Raw genomic sequence first — 16555 nt, forward strand, 5'->3', positions numbered from 1 at the left:
AAAGTACGCCCCCGCATACCCGTCAGAACACGAACTACCAATCATCCCGGGCGCCGCTCAAACATGCCCCCTTGACAAAAACCCCTACATATCAGCGGGGATCCGGCGGAGCGGTTGCCGTCGACCCGCGGGTGATGAAGCGCGGCGAGGGTGCGGGCAGGATCACCGGCACCTCGTCCCTGATCAGCCCGAGCAGCGCCCCGGCCGCCATTTCGCCGAGGGCGCGCACGTCGCGGCTCATCACCGACAACGGCGGGGTGGCCAGCTGGCACAGGGCCGAGTCGTCCCAGGCGAGCAGGGACAGCGAGCCCGGAACGTCGATGCCGAGTTCGGCAGCGACGCCGAGGCCGGCAACCGCCATCAGGTCGTTGTCGTAGATGATCGCCGTCGGCGGGTCGGCCAGGCCGAGCAGGCTGCGGGTGGCTCGCCCGCCGCTCTCCTCGGTGTAGTCGCCCTCCACGACGACCCCGTGCGCACCGAGGTCGGCGGTGGCGTCTTCGAACGCCTCGGTGCGCGCCCGGGTGTGCAACAGGGGTCGCGGGCCGGAGACCCGGCCGATCCGCCGGTGACCGAGGTCGGCGAGCCGGGTGACGGCATCCGTCATCGCCGCGTAGTTGTCGACCTGCACCGCGGCGACCCCCGCCGGCGGCGCCTTCTCGCCGAGCACGAGGGCGGGGATGCCGAGGGTGCGGAGGAAGTCGGCCCGGCCGTCGTCGTCGACCAGGTCGGCGAGCACGACCCCTGCCACCTGACCGGACGCCGCCCAGCGCCGGTAGGTCTCGGTCTCCTTCGTGAGGCTGGGCACCACCTGCAGCAGCACCGAGCCGTCGCGCACGGCGAGCACGCGTTCCATCCCCGCGATGAACTCGGCGTAGAACGGGTCGATCCCCAGCAGGCGCGGCGGGCGGCGGAGCACCAGCCCGATCTCGAGGCCGATCGCCCATGATGGCGACTGCGGGAGCGGCGGATGCCGCCGCGCGGTCGGTTCGGGTTCGGGTTCGGGGATCACAGTTGGATTATCCACCATCGAGGCCCGGGCCTTATCCTGTGCGTTGGAGGCAGAATGACGAACCCGCGCGCTCCGCTCGCGACCACGACGAGCCGGGGCATCGTGCTCGACCTCATCCGTTCCGAGGGCCCGGTCAGCCGGGTCGAGCTCGCCGAGCACACCGGGCTGACCCAGGCGACCATGTCGACCGTGGTCCGCCAGCTCATCCTCGACGGTCTCGTGCTGGAGACCGGGCGCAGCGAGTCGACCGGCGGCAAGCCCCGGGTGCTGCTGAACATCAACCCCGATGCCCGGTTCGCGGTGGGGGTGCAGCTCGGCGCCGACTTCATCACCTTCGTGGTCACGAACCTCTCCGGCGCGGTCGTCGGCCGCACCCGCACGAGGGGCGTCGGCGACGAAAGCCCCGACCGGGTGATCGAGCGGATCGCGGATCGGATCGGGCGCCTGCTGGCGAGCCTGGACATCGCCACCCCGCTGGTGGCCGGCATCGGCATCGTCGCGCCCGGCCCGCTCGATCTGGAGGCAGGCCGCATCCTGGCCCCGCCGACCCTGACCACCTGGGGCGATTTCCCGGTGCGCGCCGCCCTGCAGCGCGCGACGGGACTGCCGGTGACACTCGACAACGACGCGACGGCCGCCGCCATCGGCGAGTTCTGGGGCGGCACGGTCGCGAACGCGGCCGCCCACTGCACGGTCTACATGGCCGCCGGGATCGGCGCGGGAATCGTGCTCGGCGGGACCGTCTACCGCGGTGCCAGTTCGAACGCCGGCGAACTCGGCCAGCTCTGGGTCGACGACCCGACCGGGAAGACACCGGGCGGCACCGTCGAAGACCTCGCCGGTCCCCGCGCCGTGGCGGGCAGGGCGCGCGCCCTGATCGGGGCCGGCCACGCGGCGGGCTTCGAGCTCTCCCCCGACGGCGATCCGTTCCGCGACTTCGACCTGATCGCCACGGCCGCCGTGCACGGCAACCCGTTCGCCCGCGAGCTGATCGAGCGCTCCGCCGAGCAGCTGGCCACGGCCATCGTGAACCTGGCCAACATCCTCGATCTCGACTCGGTCGTGCTCGCCGGCCCGTCCTTCGCCACGGCCGGGTCGCTCTATCTCACCGCCGCGGTCACCCGGCTCCAGCAGCGCTTCTTCGCCCGGGCCCGGCATCCGGTCGACGTGCGGCTCTCCGCCCATGTCGCCGACGCGGCCGCGGTCGGCGGTGCGGCGCTCATCCTGCAGCAGGAGCTGTCGCCGCGGGCCACCGAACTCGCCGGGCGCGCGCGGCGCCGGCCGGGCTGAGCCGCTGCACGGCATCCGCGTGTCGCCCCCCCCGTCAAATTCGACGGACTTTTCTCGCTCCAGGCCCGAAAATCACCGAATAATGCCGGATTTCGGGAAAATCTCCGTCGAATTCGACAGGGCACGGGCGGGGCCGGGCGGGGCCGGCGGGCAGGCCGGCGGTCAGAGGCCGGCGGCGGTGACCGCTTCCAGCCACAGGCTGGCGAGCAGTTCGTGGCCGACGCTCGTCGGGTGCACCCCGTCGTGGGCGACCGTTTCGGCGCCGACGGCGGTGGCGCTGCGGGTGAGCCCGGCGTCGGCGGCGACGAGCACCGCGTCGTAGGCGACCGCCAGCCGGTGCACCACGTCGATCTTCGGGTCGAGGTCCTCGCGCCAGGCGCGCTGCGCCTCGGTGACCGGCAGCAGGAACGGTTCCACCAGCACGAGCCGGCTGCCGGAGCGCGCGATCGGATCGAGCAGCCGGCGGTAGTCGTTCTCGAAGCTCTCCGCGGTGGTGGTCTCGTTGTCGTCGTAGCGCCGCCAGGTGTCGTTGACGCCGATCAGCACCGACACGATGTCGGCGGCGTGGGCGAGCACGTCCCGCTGCCGGCGGGCGGCAAGGTCGAGAATGCGGTTGCCGTTGATGCCGGTGTTCACGACCCGGCGGCCGGCCGCCCAGCCGGAGCCGGCGATGTTCCGCACGTAACCGGACCCGAGGTGGCCGTCGTGGTCCTCACGCCGGCCGCAGTCGGTGACGCTGTCCCCGGTGAAGAGCACGACGGGCGTCATGTGACGAGGATGCCGTAGACCCCGGAGCCGATCAGGTAGAGCGCGATGCCGCCGACGATGACCCAGAGGATGATCCGGTTCGTCGACGGTCCCTCTTTCTCGGCCGGAGCGGATTCGTCGCCGCGCTTCGGTTCCTCAGCCGATCGTTCGTCACGGGCGAGTTCGTCACGGGCGGCGTCGTCGCGGGCGGGTTCCTCCGGGGGCTGCTGGCTCATGGGCTTACTTTACCAACGGGAAGAGAATGGTCTCGCGGATGCCGAGGCCCGACAGTGCCATCAGCAACCGGTCGATGCCCATGCCCATCCCGCCGGTCGGCGGCATGCCGTATTCGAGGGCGCGGAGGAACTCCTCGTCCAGGCGCATCGCCTCGGGGTCTCCCCCGGCCGCGAGCCGGGCCTGCTCGACGAACCGTTCACGCTGGATCACCGGGTCGACGAGCTCGGAGTAGCCCGTGGCCAGTTCGAAGCCGCGCACGTAGAGGTCCCACTTCTCGACCACGCCGGCGATCTGTCGGTGGCCGCGCACGAGGGGGCTGGTGTCGACGGGGAAGTCCATTACGAAGGTGGGCCGGGTCAGGCCGCCCTTGACGAAGTGCTCCCACAGCTCCTCCACGTACTTCCCGTGGATGGGGTGGTCGATCTCGAGGCCCTCGGCGTCGGCGAGCACCCGCAGCTCGGCCAGCGGGGTCTCCGGGGAGATCGGGTAGCCGACCGCGGCGGACAGGCTGTCGTACATGCCGATCCGGTCCCAGTCGCCGCCGAGGTCGAACTTCGTGCCGTCGGCCCAGGTCACGACGTGCGAGCCGGAGACCGCGAGCGCGGCATCCTGGATCAGCGTCTGGGTCAGGTCGGCGATCGAGTTGTAGTCGCCGTACGCCTCATAGGCCTCGAGCATGGCGAACTCGGGCGAGTGGGTGGAGTCGGCACCCTCGTTGCGGAAGTTGCGGTTGATCTCGTAGACCCGGTCGATGCCGCCGACGACGGCGCGCTTGAGGAACAGCTCGGGGGCGATCCGCAGGTAGAGGTCGGTGTCGAAGGCGTTGCTGTGGGTCGTGAACGGGCGGGCGGATGCCCCGCCGTGCATGACCTGCAGCATCGGCGTCTCGATCTCGAGGAAGTTGCGGTCGGTGAACGTCCGGCGCAGGCTGGCGACGGTCCGGGAGCGTGCGACGACGCTGGCCCGGGCCTGCTCGCGGGCGATCAGGTCGAGGTAGCGGCTGCGCACCCGCGTCTCCTCGCTGAGCTCGGTGTGCAGGTTCGGCAGCGGCAGCAAGGCCTTGGCGGCGATCTGCCAGTCGGTGACCATGATCGACAGCTCGCCGCGACGGGAGGAGATGACCTCGCCGGAGACGAAGAGGTGGTCGCCGAGGTCGACCAGGTCCTTCCACTCGGCCAGGGACTCCGCGCCCACCTCGCCGAGGGAGACCATGGCCTGGATGCGGCTGCCGTCGCCGGCCTGCAGGCTGGCGAAGCAGAGCTTGCCGGTGTTGCGCAGGTGCACGACCCGGCCGGCCAGGCCCGCGGTGACACCCGTGACGGCGTCGGGCTCGAGGGCGCCGAACCGGGCCCGAACGGCGGGAATGGTGTCGGTGACCGGAACGGAGACCGGGTAGGCGCCGCCGCCGGGGGTCGTCGCCGCCCCGATCAGGCGGTCGCGCTTGGCCAGCCGCACGGCCTTCTGCTCGGTGATCTCCGCCAGCGCGGCCTGGGCCGCGGCCTCGGCCTCGGCGAGTTCGGCCGTGCTCCGGGCGTCGGTCGCCGCCGCGGTCGTGGCGGGCTGAGGGGTGTTGTTCGGGCTCATGCGGTTCTCCGTCGGCGGCTGGCAGGCGGGCGGTGCCCTGGCTGTTCCGCGGGTTGATCTGGTGGGAAGAAGATGGTCAGTTCAGGTCGAGGGCTGCGTTGTCGATCAGGCGGGTGCTGCCCACCAGCGCGGCGACCAGCATCCGGGCGGGCCCGTGATGGTCGGCTGCGACCGGAAGGAAGGTCTGCGGGTCCACGACGACGAGATAGTCCAGTTTAACCAGTGGCTGGGCGTCGATGAGCGCATGGGCCGCCTGCAGGGCTGCGGCTGTGCCCCGGTCGGCGACGGATGCGGCGGCCGCCAGCCCCGCCGACAGCGCCCTGGCCGCGGCGCGCTGCTCCTCGGCGAGGTTGCGGTTGCGGCTGGAGAGCGCGAGCCCGCCCTGTTCCCGCACGATCGGGACGACCTCGATCACGGGCCGGAAGTCGAGGTCCTCGAGCATCGCTTCGACCAGGAACACCTGCTGGGCGTCCTTCTCGCCGAAGACGACCACGTCGGGGCCGACGATGTTGATCAGCTTGCAGACGACGGTGAGCATGCCGTCGAAATGCCCGGGCCGTGCCGCACCCTCGTAGAGCGTGCCGACGGGACCGGCGGTGACCCGGGTGGCGCTGGGGCCGTGCGGGTACATGACCTGGCCGGTGGGGGCGAAGACGAGGTCCACGCCGACCGCGCCGAGGGCGGCGACGTCCTCGCCCAGGGTGCGCGGGTAGCTGGCGAGGTCCTCGCCGGCGCCGAACTGAAGCGGGTTGACGAAGATCGACACCACCACGATGTCGCCGAGTTGCCGGGCCCGGCGCACCAGGGCCAGGTGGCCCGCGTGCAGGGCGCCCATGGTCGGAACGAGCACGACGCGGGGCCTTTCGCCGGCTCGCTCCCCGGTTTCGGCCAGCCGGGCGCGCAGCCCGGCGATGGTGTCGATGACCTCTGGTGTGGTGAGCACGTTCACTCGTCCTCCGTGTGTTGCGGTTGGTTCATTCATCGAAGTCGTCAGCGTCCTCGTGTGCATGGTCTTCGTGTGCAGGGTCTTCGCGGGCACGGCTTTCGCCGGTCGGGTCGTCGCGGGTGCCCGGCCCAGGCAGGTCCGCGAGCAGGGACAGGTCGAGCCGGTCGGGGCTGGTGCGGGCCAGGGCGTTCTCCATGGCCGAGCGCACCAGCGGCGCGATCACGGCGCCGGGCCGGTCGATCCCGATCCCGGCGAGCAGGCCGGTCGCCTGTTCGACGATCGAGGTCGCGAACGCGGTGGCCGTGTCCACGGCCTCGGCGTAACGGGGGCGATCGGCCTCCGCGACGATCACCGGTTCGCCGCCCATCTCCACGACGAGCGCCTGCGCGATCGGCAGAACCGGGGTGGGCGCGGTCACCGCGAACCAGCTGTCGGCCAGCCGGGCGATGTCGATGCTCGTGCCGGTGAAGCTCATCGCCGGGTGGATCGCCAGCGGGATCGCCCCGCCGGCCTGGGCCGGGGCGAGCACGGTCGTGCCGAACCGGGCGGAGGTGTGCAGCACGAGCTGGCCGGCCTGCCAGGTGCCGGTGGCGGCGAGCCCGGCGATGAGGCTTTCCAGCTGAGTGTCCGGCACGGCGATGATCACCAGTTCGCTGCGCTCGACGATCTCGGGCACGGTCAGGATGGGCACGAACGGCAGGATGGCTTCGGCCCGGTCGCGGCTGGCCTGGGAGATCGCGGAGATTCCGACGATCGCGTGGCCGGCGCCGGCCAGGGCAGCGCCGAGGATGGGGCCGACATGGCCGGCGCCGATGATGCCGATCCCGAGCCGGCCGGGTCGCTGCGTCATCGGGGGGCTCCGTTCGGGAGGTTCCAGTGGTGGCTGGTGTCCAGGTGGGCGGACTCGATCGCGCCGGCGGAGACGCGCTCGAACAGGGTCACGGCCTCTCCGGCGTCGAGCACGCTGAGCGTGGCGGCGACCGGGCCGGCGACGGTGTGCAGTGCGGCCGAGGCGAGGCGGAGGATCCGGCGCACCGGGCCCTGGCTGACGCCGACGCTCTGCAGCCGGGCCAGCGGCACGAGGATCAGTTCCCGGCTGACGGTGCCGCGGCGCAGCAGCGCGATCCCGTCGGCGATGGCGTAGCCGGTGCGGCGCCAGGAGAACGGGCGGAGCCAGGCGGCACGCCCGGGCGCATTGGTGAAACCGTCGTCTCCGCCCGTGGAGAGGAGGCCGCGGCCGATCAGCGCGAGGTGTTCGGCGGAGTTGAACCCGGGCAGGATCAGTTCGAGCACCCGGGCGACGTCGTCCTCCGTTCCGACCGGGAGGGTCGTGGTGTTGGCCTCGCCGGCCGCGCCCTTATTGGTGGAGTGCCCGGCCGTGTTGATCCGCACCTGCCACCAGCCGAACGGGCGCCAGAGCACGGGCTGCGACACCCGGATGGCGTGGATGCGGCCGGGCGGGAGCGTCTCGTTGCTCGTCGACAGCAGGCCGAAGCCCACCCGCACGCCGTCGGGGGTGCCGGCGATGCTGTAGCGCAGGGACTTGGTGAACCGGGAGAAGTAGTAGCTGACGCTGCCGATCATGCCGGGGAGGATGGCCACGAGCAGCCAGCCGCTGCCGCCGAACGCGATGGAGACGACGAGGGCGATCCCGGCCAGCACGAGGAACACGGTGAAGCCGCTGAAGAAGACCGAGCCGATCAGCCGCCCGGGCGGGATCCGCACGACCGACTCGGGCGGGGCCGCGTCCGGATCCAGTTCCGGGGCGAAGAACTCGTTCGCCCGGTCGACGGCGAATCCGCCGACCCCGCCGGCGATGCCTGCCGCCGCCGCGCCGATCCCCGCGGGAGCGCCGCTCCCCTCGGGAACCCGGCCCTCCGCTGTCCCGAATTCAGGTGCGGAAGCCCGCTGACTGCGGAAGCCGCCGGTTTCCGCCCCGTTTTCGGCCTCGGTTCCTGAATTCGGAACAGCCGAGGTGGAGGTAGCCGCGGCAGAGGCGGCGGCAGAAGCGGCAGCAGCAGCAGAGGCGGCGGGCTGGCGGAGCCCGGAGGCGAGGTGCAGGATGTCCCGGCGCAGCGCATCCGCCAGGGCCGAGCCCAGGTAGGCCAACTGCACGTTCGCGTCCTGCCCGGCCACGCTGACCTCGAGTTTCGCGGCCCCGAACAGCCGGGGCACGAACGGCCGCACGATGTTGACGCCCTGGATCCGGTCGAGCCTGGCCCGCCGGTTGCTGCGGAAGACGAGTCCGCTGCGCACCTCGACGACCTCGTCGCTGACCCGGAAGGTGTGCATGCGCCAGGAGAGGTAGAAGCCGAGCAGGATCAGCACGAGCACGACGGCGACGATGAGCAGCGCCCAGCCGACCGCACCGCGCCGCATGATCTCGTCGATCGGGTCACTGCCGTAAACGGGCACGCCGAAGAAGAAGTCGATCAGCCGTTCGCGGAGGTTCGCGACGATGAAGCCCAGCACCGCGACGATGAAGATCCCGCCGCGCAGCAGCGGGCTGGCCGGATGCAGCCGGTGCCATTCACCGTCGGCGAGGCTGGTCACAGCCCGGCCCGGCGACTCTCGGCCAGTTCGACCAGCCGGTCGCGCAGGCTCTCCGCGTCGGCCTCGGCCAGGCCGGGGATGAGCACGCCGGAGGAGGCGGCCGCCGTGACGAATTTCAGGTCGGCCAGGCCGAGCCAGCGGGCGATCGGGCCGCGGGTGATGTCGACCAGCTGCATCCGACCGTAGGGAACCGACACGAAGCGGGTGAACATGATGCCCCGCCGGAACAGCAGGTCGTCCTGCCGCAGCTGGTAGCCGATGGCGCGCACCCGGCGCGGCTCGAAGAGCACGGTGAGCAGGGTGACGAGCACGATCGCCCCGATCAGGTACGGCGCCCATTCCAGGCCGACGACGAGCCAGAGCAGGGCGCCGCCGCCGCAGAGGGCGAGGCCGAAGAGCACGGTGCCGACGATCTCCACCAGGACATAACGCGGGGAGACCCGCTTCCAGTCGGGGACGTCCGGCAAGTCCAGCCGGCGTGGCGTTTCGGGTTCAGGCACGCGCTTCTCCCCGCTCCTTCTCATCGTCGTCATCGGGTGGCAGGGTGCAGAAGTGTTCGGCGACCAGACCGCCCGTGAGGAGGAGTGCGGCGCCGACCGCCATGCCGATGGCGAGCCATACCGATGTTACCGTCGGCACGACCGAGCGGGTGAGGACGTAGAGCACGATGCCGAGGCCCGCGCCGAGGAACAGCGCCCCGCTGAACGCGGACGCCTTCGCCAGCACCGCCACCCGCATGGCCATGAACGGGTCGACGCGGCGGCCGGGTTTGCCACGGGTGGCCTGGCGGATCGGCCAGGCCAGCAGGGCCACGGCCACGCCGATGACGACGAGGGCGATCGGCAGGGTGATCGGGAGGATCAGGATGGGCGACCCGGTCGCGGCGGCGGTCACCTCGAGCAGGAACCCGAACACGAGTCCGACCAGGACCAGCAGGATGACGGTGCCCGGCTGGGTGCGCTTCATCGGTCGCCGCCGATCTCCCGGTAGGGCGCCACCGTGGGATGGAGGCCGGCGAGCAGGGCGCGCACCGGGCCGCGCCCGGGGATGGCCGCCTCCGGGTCGAGCTCCAGCCAGGGGGCGAGCACGAAGTCGCGTTCGTGGGCCAGCGGATGCGGGATGCTCAGCCGGTCGTCGGAGAACTCCAGGGCGCCGAAGACGATGATGTCGATGTCCAACGTGCGGTCGCCCCAGCGTTCGGCGCGCACCCGGCCGAGGTCGGCTTCGATGCCGTTGACCGCGTCGAGCAGGGCGAGCGGGGTGCCGGTGTACTGCCCGGCGACCACCGAGTTGAGGTAGCGGGGGGCGGTCTCATCGACCCCGGACGGTTTGACGGCGGCGGACTCGAATGCCGGCGACACTCCGGTCAGGTCGAAGCCGGGCAGGTCCGCGAGGGCCCGCACGGCGGCGGCAAGGGTCCGGGTGCGGTCGCCGAGGTTGCTGCCGAGGGCGAGCACGACCGGCTCGGCGTGCGGCGGATCGGCGTGCGGCGGATCGGCGTGCGGCGGATCGGCGTGCGGCGGATCCGCGTGCGGCGGATCGGCGGGGCCGGTGCCTGCGGATGCCGGGCTCATGCCCGGGTCCGGGTGATCTGCACGGCGACGTCGGCGAACGGCACCGAGATGGGGGCATTCGGTTTGTGCACGGTGACCTGCACCCGTTCCGCCGGCTCGTGGGCGAGCACCACGGCGGCGATGCGTTCGGCGACGGTCTCGATCAGGTCCACCGGATTGCCCCTCGCGGCATCCGTCACCTCGACCGCGAGTTCGCCGTAGTGGATGGTGCCGGCCAGGTCGTCGGAGCGTGCCGCGGCCCGGAGGTCGAGCCAGACCGTGACGTCGATGACGAAGTCCTGCCCGTTCTCACGCTCGAAGTCGTAGACGCCGTGGTGCGCGGTGACCCGCAGCCCGGTGAGGGTGATCGAGTCGCTTGTCATGGTTCCATTCTGGCGGAGTCCACCAGTGCGAGCACGTTCAGGGCCGTGCGGGTCGCCGGGACGTCGTGCACGCGCACCGCCCACGCCCCGGCCTGGGCGGCGAGCACGCTGAGCACCGCGGTCGGCAGGTCGCGCGCCTCGATGCCGGCGTCTTCCGGAAGTACCCCGGCCAGGAAACGCTTGCGAGACGCGCCGACCATGACCGGCAGCCCGAGGGTGCCGAACGCGTCCAGGTTCGCGAGCAGCTGCCAATTGTGCGCCGGGAGCTTCGCGAAGCCGAGACCCGGGTCGAGCACGATCTTGTCGCGCCGGACGCCCGCGTTGGTGAGGGCGTCGACCCGCCAGGACAGTTCGGCGAGCACCTCGGCGACGACGTCGCCGTAGACCGCCAGCGAATCCATCTTCTGCGCGTGCCCGCGCCAGTGCATGGCGACATAGGTGAGCCCCGAGTCGGCGGCGACGGCGGCCATCCGCGGGTCGGCGAGACCGCCGGAGACGTCGTTGATGATGGCGGCGCCGGCCGCGGCGGCTGCCGCGGCGGTACCGGAGTTGAGGGTGTCCACGCTGACGACCACGCCCTGCCGGGCCAATTCGGTGATCACCGGGATGATCCGGGACTGCTCGTCGGCGGGCGAGACCCTGACCGCGCCCGGGCGGGTGGACTCACCGCCCACGTCGATAAGGTCGGCCCCCTCGGCGATCAGGGCGAGGCCGTGGCTGATCGCGGCATCCGTCGTGGCCCATTTGCCGCCGTCGCTGAACGAGTCGGGGGTGACGTTGAGCACCCCCATCACCTGGGTCGACACGGTCACCGTGCAGCACCGATCGGGCCGGCACTTATCGGGCCGGCACCGATCAGGGCCATGATCTCCGCGCGGTGCGCCGGGTCGGAGAGTTCGCCGCGGCTGGCCATGGTCACGGTCGAGCTGGCCGTCTGGCGGGGACCCCGGGTGGTCACGCAGCCGTGCACGGCGTCGAGCACCACGAGGATGCCGCGGGGAGCCAGCCCGGTCTGCAGCGCCTCGGCGATCTCCTCGGTCAGGCGCTCCTGCACCTGAGGGCGCGCGGCGAGGGTGTCGACCACGGCGGGCAGACGGCCGAGGCCGACCACCCGGTCGCCCGGCAGGTAGGCCAGGTGGGCGCGGCCGATGAACGGCAGCAGGTGGTGCTCGCAGACGGAGCGGAACGCGAGGTCGCGCACGAGCACGAGCTCTCCCGTGGCCGGGCCGACCGGGATCGTGTCCCGCAGGTGGTCGAGCGGGTCGACGCCGAGCCCGGCGAAGTACTCGCTGTAGGACTCGGCGACGCGTCGCGGGGTCGCCTCCAGGCCGGGCCGGGAGACATCCTCGCCGATCGCGGCAAGGAGCTCAACGACCGCGGCCTCGATCCGCGTCCTGTCGACTGCCACCCGGCGCCTACGCGGTGGCGGGACGCGGGGTGCGGGCGGGCGCGCGCTTCGGCTTGATCGGGGCGGTGTCGCCGCTGGAGACCCCGCCGTCGACGACGCCGTCGTCGATGGCGGCCTTGGGAAGCGGCATCTCGATCGGCGGCAGGTCGGAGACCGGACGGTTGGTGCTGGAGAGCCACTGCGGCCGGGGCGGGAGCTTCTCGACGTCCGCGAAGATCGGCGCGAGCTCGGCCTGGCTGAGCGTCTCGTGTTCGAGCAGCGCGGCGGCCAGCCTGTCGAGGATCGCCCGGTTGCGTCCGAGCACCTCGTAGGCCTCGTCGTGCGCCGCCTCGAGAAGCTCGCGCACCTCCTTGTCGACGCTCTCGGCCATCCGCTCCGAGTAGTCGCGCTGGTGGCCCATGTCGCGGCCGAGGAAGACCTCGCCGGAGGACTGGCCGAGCTTGAGCGGGCCGACGGCCGCGCTCATACCGAACTCGGTGACCATCTTGCGGGCCGTGGCGGTGGCCTTCTCGATGTCGTTGGAGGCGCCGGTGGTCGGGTCGTGGAAGATCATCTCTTCGGCGACGCGGCCGCCCATCGCGTAGGCGAGCTGGTCGAGGAGCTCGTTGCGGGAGACCGAGTAGCGGTCTTCCATCGGCATGACCATGGTGTAACCGAGGGCCCGGCCGCGCGGGAGGATGGTGATCTTGGTCACCGGGTCGGTGTTGTTCATCGCGGTGGCGACGAGGGCGTGCCCGCCCTCGTGGTAGGCCGTGATCAGCTTCTCCTTGTCGCGCATGATGCGGGTGCGGCGCTGCGGGCCGGCCATCACCCGGTCCACGGCCTCGTCGAGGGCGCGGTTGTCGATCAGCTGCGCGTTGGAGCGCGCGGTGAGCAGTGCGGCCTCGTTGAGCACGTTGGCCAGGTCGGCGCCGGTGAAACCCGGGGTTTTGCGGGCGAGAACCTCGAGGTCGACGCCCTTCGCCATCGGCTTGCCCTTGGCGTGCACCTCGAGGATGCGCTTGCGGCCGAGCATGTCCGGGGCGTCGACGCCGATCTGGCGGTCGAAGCGGCCGGGGCGCAGAAGTGCGGGGTCGAGGATGTCCGGACGGTTCGTCGCGGCGATCAGGATGACGTTGGCCTTCACGTCGAAGCCGTCCATCTCGACCAGGAGCTGGTTGAGGGTCTGCTCGCGCTCGTCGTGCCCGCCGCCCATGCCGGCGCCGCGGTGACGACCGACGGCGTCGATCTCGTCGATGAAGATGATGGCCGGGGCGTTCTCCTTCGCCTGCTGGAACAGGTCGCGCACGCGGCTGGCACCGACGCCGACGAACATCTCGACGAAGTCGGAGCCGGAGATGGAGTAGAACGGCACGCCGGCCTCGCCGGCGACGGCACGGGCGAGGAGGGTCTTGCCGGTGCCGGGAGGGCCGTAGAGCAGCACACCCTTGGGGATGCGCGCGCCGACGGCCTGGAACTTCGCGGGCTCCTTGAGGAAGTCCTTGATCTCCTCGAGTTCCTCGATCGCCTCGTCGGCACCCGCGACATCCGCGAAGGTGACCTGGGGGCTCTCCTTGGAGACCAGCTTTGCCTTGGACTTGCCGAACTGCATGACCTTGTTGCCGCCGCCCTGCATGCCCGAGAGCATCAGCCAGAAGAAGACACCGATCAGGAGCAGCGGGAGCAGGATGCTCAGCAGCGAGAGGAACCAGCTCGACTGCGGCACCTCGTCGGTGAAGCCGTCCTGCAGGTTCGCGCCGGTGACGGCGTCGACGACCTCCGCGCCGCGCGGGGCGACGTAGTAGAACTGCACCTGGTTGCCGAGTTCCTTGTCGGCCTTGGTGAGGGTCAGGTCGACCCGCTGGTCACCGTCGACGATCTTGGCCTGGGAGACCTTCCCGTCCTTCAGGAACTCGAGTCCCTGCTGGGTGGGGATCTCTTTGAACCCCGACATGGTGATGAGACTCGACCCTACCCACACGGCGACAATCGCCAGGATGATATAGAGGAGTGGCCCGCGCAGTAGTTTCTTGACGTTCATGGTTGTCACAGGCTATCGTGCCGCCACTGGGTGGTCGCCGTGTGTTCGCCCTGAGCGCGATCGTTACGCGTAGATGTGCGGCGCGAGCACGCCGACCGAACGCAGGTTGCGGTACTTCTCGTCGTAGTCGAGGCCGTAGCCCACGACGAACTGGTTCGGGATGTCGAAACCGAGGTACTTCACATCGATGTCGACCCTCGCGGCATCCGGCTTGCGGAGCAGCGCGCAGATCTCCACCGACTCCGGTTCGCGCGACTTGAGGTTGGCGAGGAGCCAGGACAGGGTCAGGCCCGAGTCGATGATGTCCTCGACGATGAGCACGTTGCGGCCGTGCAGGTCGGTGTCGAGGTCCTTGAGGATGCGCACGACGCCGCTGGACTGCGTTCCGGAGCCGTAGGAGCTCACGGCCATCCAGTCCATCGCGATGGGGTGCTTGAGTTCGCGGGCCAGGTCGGCCATCACCATCACGGCACCCTTGAGGACTCCGACGAGCAGCAGATCCTTGCCGGCGTAGTCCGCCTCGATCCGGCGGCACAACTCGGCCAGCCTGTCGCGGATGGCCTCTTCCTCGATCAGAATCTCGGTCAGGTCGCCGTCAATGTCGCGTGGTTCCATGGGAGCGAGAGGGTCCTTTGCTCGGTTCGGGTCCAGGCCCGGAGAAAATCAACCATCCGTCCTGCCGTACAACTCTAATGCCTGGCAGGTCGAGCGCCTTCTGCCCGTGCCAGTCGGTGACGAGGCGGGCGACGGCCAGGGTGTGCACCCGGCCCAGGGAGACCCCGAACTCGCGTTCGGCGAAGAAACGGATGCTCCGCTGCCGCAGCGCGGCCGGGCTCGCCGCGAGCACCGCCACGCTGACCCTCAGCGCCCCGTCGTCCGCGGGCTCGCCGAGCTCGTCGCCGATCCCGCGGGCGAGGGCGTCGAGGGCCGCCGAGTCCTCCCGCAGCTGTTCGGCGGTGCGGGCGAGCGCCTCGGCGACACCCGGGCCGAGCTCCCGTTCGAGCAGCGGCAGCACTCTTTCCCGCACCCGCACCCGGGTGAAGCGCGGTTCGAGGTTGTGCGGATCTTGCCAGGGCGCCAGGCCGGCGTCGACGCAGAACTGTCGCGTGACGCTCCGGCGCAGGCCGAGCAGCGGGCGCAGGTAGGGTCCGCTGGCGGCGGCCATGCCCTGCAGGCTGGTCGGCCCCGATCCCCGGGCCAGGCCGAGCAGCACCGTCTCCGCCTGGTCGTCGAGGGTATGGCCGAGGAGGATGTGGCTCGCGCCGGTCTCGGCCAGGGCCGTGTCGAAGGCGGCGTAGCGGGCCGTGCGGGCGGCCGCTTCCGGGCCGTCGCCGGCCGCGGCATGGTCGACAGTGACCCGGAGCACGAGCACCGGGGCGAGCCCGAGGGCGGTGGCCTGGCCTGCCGCCGTGGCCGCGACATCCGCCGACCCGGCCTGCAGCGCGTGGTCGACGATGACGGCCCCGGCCCGAATGCCGGCCCGGCCGGCCTCGAACGCACAGGCGGCGGCGAGGGCGAGGGAGTCCGCTCCCCCGCTCAGGCCCACCAGCACGAGCCCGCGGGCCGGGAGGGCACCCCGCACCATCCGGCGCACATCGGCAATGGCCGGGGTTAGTCTCGGGCGGGGTGGTGACTGCATCCAGTAACGTTAGCCGCAGACTTTGATCAAGGGAGAAACCAGGCCATGGCCGAATACGACGCAGTGATTGAGATCCCTCGCGGGAGCCGCAACAAATACGAGGTCGACCACGAGACCGGGCGGGTGTACCTGGACCGGGTGCTCTACACGAGCTTCGTCTACCCGACCGACTACGGTTTCTTCGAGAACACGCTCGGCCTCGACGGCGACCCCGTCGACGTGCTCGTGCTCCTGGACTTCCCGCTCTTCCCCGGCGTCGGCGTGTCCGTGCGCCCCGTCGGCGTCTTCAACATGACCGACGACGGCGGCTCCGACGCGAAGGTCATCGCCGTTCCGGCCGGCGACCCGCGCTGGGACTACATCCAGGACGTCACCGACATCCCCGAGCACACCCGCAAGGAGATCGAGCACTTCTTCGAGCACTACAAGGACCTCGAACCGGGCAAGTGGGTCAAGACCGAGGGCTGGGGCGACGCGGCCGAGGCCGACCAGATCGTGCGCGACGGCATCGAAAAACTGGCCGCCGAGGGCCACTAGTCCTCGCCGAACTGTGAGAAAAGCCGCTTCCCGGACTCCGGGAAGCGGCTTTTCTCACATCTCGGCGAGGTGTGACGGCCCCGGTGGGGGTCAGCCGGGTGGGGGTCAGCCGGTGGGGCGGCCCACGTAGGGCGCGATGTCGCCCGGCGACCAGATGCTGTGGATGCGCACCGGCTTGCCGTAATCGGCCGCCTCGAGGACCTGACCGCCGCCCACGTAGATCGCCACGTGGTAGTAGTCCCCGCCGCCGCCCCAGAAGACGAGGTCGCCGCGCTGGACCTGGCTGAATGAGACCAGGCGTCCCTGGTTCGCCATGGTGCGGTACTGGTTCGTCGCCGAGTGGGATCCGATGTACACACCGGCGGCAGCGTAGGCCGCCTTGGTGAGACCGGAGCAGTCCCAGACGTCGGGGCCGGAACCGCCGAGGCCGTAGCGGTCGCCGAGCTGCGCGCTGGCGAACGAGATCGCCACATCCACGGCGTTTGCGTTCGGCGCCGGGGCAGGACCCGGAGCAGGAGTGGGGGCCGGGGCTGGCGCCGAGCCGCCGCCGGATGCCGGGGCGCTGCCGCCGCCGGACGGTGCCGAAGGGGCCGACGGTGCCGCCGGGGCTGCCGGGGCTGCCGGGGCCGGCTTGTTGGCGGCAGCGGCC

At 71.1% G+C, this 16555-nt stretch carries 19 protein-coding genes; 2 read left to right on the forward strand and 17 right to left on the reverse strand.

The window, feature by feature from the left end; genetic code table 11:
- Window positions 1–91: 91 nt before the first annotated feature.
- The gene (locus E3O48_RS13950) at window positions 92–1009 is read right to left on the reverse strand and encodes a LacI family DNA-binding transcriptional regulator (RefSeq protein WP_241982547.1); all 918 of its coding nucleotides are present in this window, start codon (window positions 1007–1009) and stop codon (window positions 92–94) included.
- 54 nt (window positions 1010–1063) lie between these two features.
- Between E3O48_RS13950 and E3O48_RS13955 the strand changes: the two genes are divergently transcribed.
- Window positions 1064–2299, forward strand: a complete 1236-nt coding sequence (locus tag E3O48_RS13955) for an ROK family transcriptional regulator (RefSeq protein ID WP_134510907.1) — start codon at window positions 1064–1066, stop codon at window positions 2297–2299.
- 162 nt (window positions 2300–2461) lie between these two features.
- Here E3O48_RS13955 and E3O48_RS13960 read toward each other — a convergent pair whose 3' ends face one another.
- The 15 genes from E3O48_RS13960 to tilS all read right to left on the reverse strand — a co-directional run bounded on the left by E3O48_RS13960 (window position 2462) and on the right by tilS (window position 15369).
- Window positions 2462–3067 (reverse strand): SGNH/GDSL hydrolase family protein, encoded by a 606-nt coding sequence (locus tag E3O48_RS13960; RefSeq protein WP_134539692.1) that lies wholly within the window; start codon window positions 3065–3067, stop codon window positions 2462–2464.
- On the reverse strand, window positions 3064–3282 hold the full coding sequence (locus E3O48_RS13965; protein ID WP_134539694.1) for a hypothetical protein: 219 nt from the start codon (window positions 3280–3282) through the stop codon (window positions 3064–3066). The genes E3O48_RS13960 and E3O48_RS13965 overlap by 4 nt, the downstream gene beginning before the upstream one ends.
- 4 nt (window positions 3283–3286) lie before the next feature.
- Window positions 3287–4867 carry a lysine--tRNA ligase gene (gene lysS / locus E3O48_RS13970; protein WP_134539696.1) on the reverse strand — a complete coding sequence of 527 codons (1581 nt, stop codon included), beginning with the start codon at window positions 4865–4867 and terminating at the stop codon, window positions 3287–3289.
- A gap of 76 nt (window positions 4868–4943) precedes the next feature.
- Complete coding sequence (gene panC / locus E3O48_RS13975; protein WP_241982548.1) at window positions 4944–5810, reverse strand: pantoate--beta-alanine ligase; 867 nt, start codon at window positions 5808–5810, stop codon at window positions 4944–4946.
- Window positions 5811–5841: 31 nt separating this feature from the next.
- Window positions 5842–6663: a Rossmann-like and DUF2520 domain-containing protein gene (locus tag E3O48_RS13980; RefSeq protein WP_134539700.1), complete on the reverse strand. Its 822-nt coding sequence runs from the start codon at window positions 6661–6663 to the stop codon at window positions 5842–5844.
- Window positions 6660–8366 carry a PH domain-containing protein gene (locus E3O48_RS13985; protein ID WP_134539702.1) on the reverse strand — a complete coding sequence of 569 codons (1707 nt, stop codon included), beginning with the start codon at window positions 8364–8366 and terminating at the stop codon, window positions 6660–6662. The genes E3O48_RS13980 and E3O48_RS13985 overlap by 4 nt, the downstream gene beginning before the upstream one ends.
- Entirely contained in the window at window positions 8363–8866 is a 504-nt protein-coding gene (locus E3O48_RS13990) for a PH domain-containing protein (protein ID WP_241982549.1), read from the reverse strand. Before E3O48_RS13990 ends, E3O48_RS13985 begins: the two co-directional genes overlap by 4 nt.
- Window positions 8859–9332, reverse strand: coding sequence for a DUF3180 domain-containing protein (locus E3O48_RS13995; RefSeq protein WP_134510900.1), 474 nt, complete (start codon window positions 9330–9332; stop codon window positions 8859–8861). Before E3O48_RS13995 ends, E3O48_RS13990 begins: the two co-directional genes overlap by 8 nt.
- A complete protein-coding gene (folK, locus tag E3O48_RS14000) occupies window positions 9329–9940 on the reverse strand; it encodes a 2-amino-4-hydroxy-6-hydroxymethyldihydropteridine diphosphokinase (RefSeq protein WP_134539703.1) in 612 nt (203 codons plus the stop codon). Before folK ends, E3O48_RS13995 begins: the two co-directional genes overlap by 4 nt.
- Window positions 9937–10302: a dihydroneopterin aldolase gene (gene folB, locus E3O48_RS14005; RefSeq protein ID WP_134539705.1), complete on the reverse strand. Its 366-nt coding sequence runs from the start codon at window positions 10300–10302 to the stop codon at window positions 9937–9939. The genes folK and folB overlap by 4 nt, the downstream gene beginning before the upstream one ends.
- Complete coding sequence (folP, locus tag E3O48_RS14010; RefSeq protein ID WP_134539715.1) at window positions 10299–11093, reverse strand: dihydropteroate synthase; 795 nt, start codon at window positions 11091–11093, stop codon at window positions 10299–10301. The genes folB and folP overlap by 4 nt, the downstream gene beginning before the upstream one ends.
- A gap of 17 nt (window positions 11094–11110) precedes the next feature.
- Entirely contained in the window at window positions 11111–11710 is a 600-nt protein-coding gene (gene folE, locus E3O48_RS14015) for a GTP cyclohydrolase I (RefSeq protein WP_134510897.1), read from the reverse strand.
- Between the two features lie 7 nt (window positions 11711–11717).
- Window positions 11718–13730 (reverse strand): ATP-dependent zinc metalloprotease FtsH, encoded by a 2013-nt coding sequence (gene ftsH, locus E3O48_RS14020; protein ID WP_134510896.1) that lies wholly within the window; start codon window positions 13728–13730, stop codon window positions 11718–11720.
- Between the two features lie 63 nt (window positions 13731–13793).
- Window positions 13794–14345, reverse strand: a complete 552-nt coding sequence (gene hpt, locus E3O48_RS14025) for a hypoxanthine phosphoribosyltransferase (RefSeq protein ID WP_134510895.1) — start codon at window positions 14343–14345, stop codon at window positions 13794–13796.
- Entirely contained in the window at window positions 14326–15369 is a 1044-nt protein-coding gene (gene tilS / locus E3O48_RS14030) for a tRNA lysidine(34) synthetase TilS (protein ID WP_134539707.1), read from the reverse strand. The genes hpt and tilS overlap by 20 nt, the downstream gene beginning before the upstream one ends.
- Window positions 15370–15414: 45 nt before the next feature.
- On the opposite strand from tilS, the gene ppa reads away from it, so the two are divergent.
- The gene (gene ppa / locus E3O48_RS14035; RefSeq protein WP_134539709.1) at window positions 15415–15906 is read left to right on the forward strand and encodes an inorganic diphosphatase; all 492 of its coding nucleotides are present in this window, start codon (window positions 15415–15417) and stop codon (window positions 15904–15906) included.
- Window positions 15907–16011: 105 nt separating this feature from the next.
- Here ppa and E3O48_RS14040 read toward each other — a convergent pair.
- A partial coding sequence (locus E3O48_RS14040) for a C40 family peptidase (protein ID WP_134539711.1) occupies window positions 16012–16555 on the reverse strand: 544 nt, incomplete at its 5' end.

The sequence above is a fragment of the Cryobacterium sp. HLT2-28 genome, from assembly GCF_004402495.1.
Classification (GTDB): Bacteria; Actinomycetota; Actinomycetes; order Actinomycetales; family Microbacteriaceae; genus Cryobacterium; species Cryobacterium mannosilyticum.